This window comes from Microcystis sp. LE19-195.1E (assembly GCF_027532095.1).
Taxonomy (GTDB): Bacteria; Cyanobacteriota; Cyanobacteriia; order Cyanobacteriales; family Microcystaceae; genus Microcystis; species Microcystis aeruginosa.
In genome coordinates this window covers 1-3,567 of the sequence record NZ_JAPZSZ010000135.1, presented here as the reverse complement: position 1 = coordinate 3,567, position 3,567 = coordinate 1, and the positions used below count along the sequence as shown (strand labels likewise).

3 protein-coding genes are annotated in these 3,567 nt (G+C 44.3%); 1 reads left to right on the top strand and 2 read right to left on the bottom strand.

Annotation, left to right across the window (positions count from 1 at the left end; all coding sequences use genetic code 11):
• Positions 1-217 precede the first annotated feature (217 nt).
• On the top strand, positions 218-448 hold the full coding sequence (tumA, locus tag O9300_RS08120; RefSeq protein ID WP_002771674.1) for an antitoxin TumA: 231 nt from the start codon (positions 218-220) through the stop codon (positions 446-448).
• Between the two features lie 161 nt (positions 449-609).
• Here the strand turns inward: tumA and O9300_RS08115 are convergent, their stop codons facing one another.
• Entirely contained in the window at positions 610-1,335 is a 726-nt protein-coding gene (locus tag O9300_RS08115; RefSeq protein ID WP_149979280.1) for a hypothetical protein, read from the bottom strand.
• Positions 1,336-1,413: 78 nt separating this feature from the next.
• Positions 1,414-3,567, bottom strand: a 2,154-nt coding sequence (locus tag O9300_RS08110; RefSeq protein WP_287971160.1) for a Calx-beta domain-containing protein, incomplete at its 5' end; no start/stop codon positions are given.

Sequence of the window (3,567 nt, the reverse complement as noted above, 5' to 3'; positions counted from 1 at the left end):
GTACGGGCGAAGCATTCGGATAGAAAATCTACCTTTTCACCGATAGGTTATTGTCCGAATGCTTCGCCCCTACAGGACGCGGGCCGATGAAGACGCAAGGTTTTGAACGACGATTCTCTCAAAATCTTGCACCTGTTTCGCTCGTAAAGCCCCAAAACCTTTACTTTGCCTACATTTCAAATTTATTCAGCAAACCCTATTTTGGAGTAAAAGAAAAATGCGTAAACAGACCATTCAATATACATCATCTTTAGATGCTTTGATTGCTGTTGCCAAGCGACTTAGCGTTTATGAGAACCAACATAAAATGGATTCCGAAGATTTTTATAACCAATACAATCAGGGAACATTATCAGATGATATAATATTTATAGAATGGGCAAACGATTATCGTCATTACCTTGCTTTGCGTCAAGAATTAGAACAAATATTAAATCATGCTGCTTAAACTTTTATCTGATTACCTCAATCAAGTAGAGCAAGCAATTGTGCAGCCAGTAGGGTGTGAAGCGCGATAGCGTAACGCACCAATTTAATGATAGAGGTGGTGCGTTACGGCGGCTTGTTAATTTTGGTTTTTTGACGGAATTGATAGCCGCCTAACGCACCCTACACCTTGAGAAGAGGTAGAGCGCCTAAAACCACTCCTATTCCCAGAAGAGTTAAGGATGGTTCGGGAACCGTCTGCGCTTGCGCCTGTGCTTGCGCTTGTCCTGACAAATCTGATGTTATGAAAACTGTCTCACCAGCTTGAATGTTCAAGGAAATAGTAAAATTTTTGGTCTCACTGAATGAGTTATTTCCACCAATCAATTGACTAAAACTATTGACAATTGTTCCTGGCTCTTTCATGAATTTTAAAGTAAATTCGGCTTGAGCCGACTCGAATAATGGATCTACAATTTGCGTGTTGAGACTCACAGAATAGTTACCTTGAATTGTTAAATTCTGTCCGCTACTACCTTTGTTGGTGATGGCGAGTTTATTGCTGTTTCCTGAAACAACAGCCGAGGCGAAACCTTGTAATCCAGATTGACCTGAGATATTACCGCCATCATAATTTAACTCAAGAAAACTTAATGATGATGGATCAATCTCCCAAAAAGTCGAGTTAGTTGAAGTTCCTTGAGCGGTTCCTGTTCCTGTGGTTGTTAGCTGAGGAAGAGATGAATTTTCCCCTCCGACATTTTCAAAATCAATGAGCGATAATTGGCTGATATCCAGCTTAAGAGTGACATTAGATAATTGTCCACTAAAACTAGCGGCGATCGCAGGGGAAACAGCGCTGAGAGTTCCAAGTAGTGTTAACGCTAGGTGTGATGTTAGTGTTTTCATTGTTGTCTTTTTAAACTAAAAAAGTTGAACTTGATTTGTACAGAAGTTGATATTTGTCTTGAGTAGTTTTGAGTTACCCTAAGTAAAAACGAAAATATCAATAGCACTTAGAGAAGGTGCGCCTGTTAAAATTGCCAGCTTTTGTTGAGCAATAGTACCAATTCCATCGGGGTCGAAGAATAAGTCTCCGGTTGAATTATTGTAAATAAATCGGTGATTGATATTTGATGCAGCACTACCTAAGACAAATTGAGACTGGTCTAATACAGCATTAGCCGTCAAATTACCACCAAACCCTGATGCTGAGATTTCTATGCGATCGCCGCCACCAACTCCCCAGTCTGTTATTGTATCAATTCCTTCGGTTATATTATTGAAGACGAAGCTATCGGCTCCGTTTCCGCCTGTGAGGGTGTCGTTACCTCCGCGACCGAAGATGTAATCTACTCCCTGACTACCAATTAGGTTGTCATTACCAGGCCCGCCAATTATGGTTTTCTTGAAGGTACTCCTGTCATCATTGGTAATCGTACCTTGTCCTTGGTTATCGGCTATGGTAACGTTGCGACCATTAGCATTTAGGTTACTCAAATTGACGAAGAAAGTCTCGTTACTTTCAACTTGGTTATCGCCATTAACAGCAACAGTAATCGTCTTAGAAGTCTCACCAGCATTGAAGATTAAGGGAGTAGCAGCAATCGCCGTATAATCGTTATCTGTTGTCGTAGCTGTACCGTCTGCGGTGGCGTAATTAACCGTTACTGCTGTATCAACTTGATTAGAAAGAGTGACAGTAAATACTGCATTAGTCGTCCCACTATTTCCTTCTATTACTGTTACATCGCTAATAGAAATACTAGCACTATCATCGTTATTAATCGTTCCCTGCCCTTGGTTATCGGCTAGGGTGACGTTACTGCCATTGGTTTGTAAGTTACTGAGATTAACCAAGAATGTCTCGTTACTTTCAACTTTAGTATCGCCATTTACAACAACAGTAATCGTCTTAGAAGTTTCTCCAGCATTGAAGATTAAGGGAGTAGTAGCAATCGCCGCATAATCGTTATCCGCTGTCGTAGCGGTTCCATTGGCTGTGGTGTAATCTAAGGTAATCGCTGTATCGACTGCATTAGAAAGAGTGACAGTAAATACTGCATTAGTTGTCCCACTATTTCCTTCGGTAATTGTGACATCACTAATCGCAATCGATGCACTGTCATCGTTATTAATCGTACCTTGACCTTGATTATCAGCTAGGGTGACGTTACTGCCATTGGCTTGTAAATTGCTGAGATTGAGGAAAAATGTCTCATTGAGTTCAACTTGGTTATCGCCATTGACTGCAACTGTAATCGTTTTAGAAGTTTCTCCCGGATTGAAGGTTAAGGTAGTGGTAGGAATAGCGGTGTAATCGGTTCCGGCGGTGGCTGTACCGTTAGCGGTGGCGTAGTTGACGCTAACAACGGTACTGGCAGCACTAGAAAGGCTCACGGTAAAGACCGCGTTAGTGGTGCCGCTATTGCCTTCGGTAACGGTTACATCGTTGATAGTAAGAGAAATTGCGGGTTGAGAAACATCGGTAATGGTAACGGTGGCGGTGGTGGGGGTGGGGTCGGCATTGAGGAAGATTGAGACGTTGTTGCCGTATCGGTTCGCTGTTGCCAAGTCGGATTGGCCGTCGCCGTTGAAGTCCCCTACCGTCACAGAAAAGGGACTAATCCCCACGGAAAAGTTGGTGGCAGTGCCAAAACTGCCCGTGCCGGTTCCTAATAGCACTGAGACGTTGTAGCCGTTGCGGTTCGCCACAGCCAAATCGGATTGGCCGTCGCCGTTGAAGTCCCCTACCGTCACGGAAAGGGGTTGACTCCCCACGGAAAAGTTAGTGGGCGTGCCAAAACTGCCCGTGCCGGTTCCCAATAGCACTGAGACGTTGTTGTTGTCACGGTTCGTCACAGCCAAGTCAGATTTGCCGTCGCCGTTGAAGTCCCCTACGGTCACGGAATAGGGAACAGCCCCCACGGAAAAGTTAGTGGGCGTGCCAAAACTGCCCGTGCCGGTTCCTAATAGCACCGATACGTTGTTGCTACCAGCGTTCGCCGTTGCCAAATCGGATTTGCCGTCGCCGTTGAAGTCCCCTACCGTCACGGAAAGGGGATTAATCCCCACAGAAAAGTTAGTGGCGGGTCCAAAACTGCCCGTGCCAGTTCCTAATAGCACTGAGACGTTGTTGCC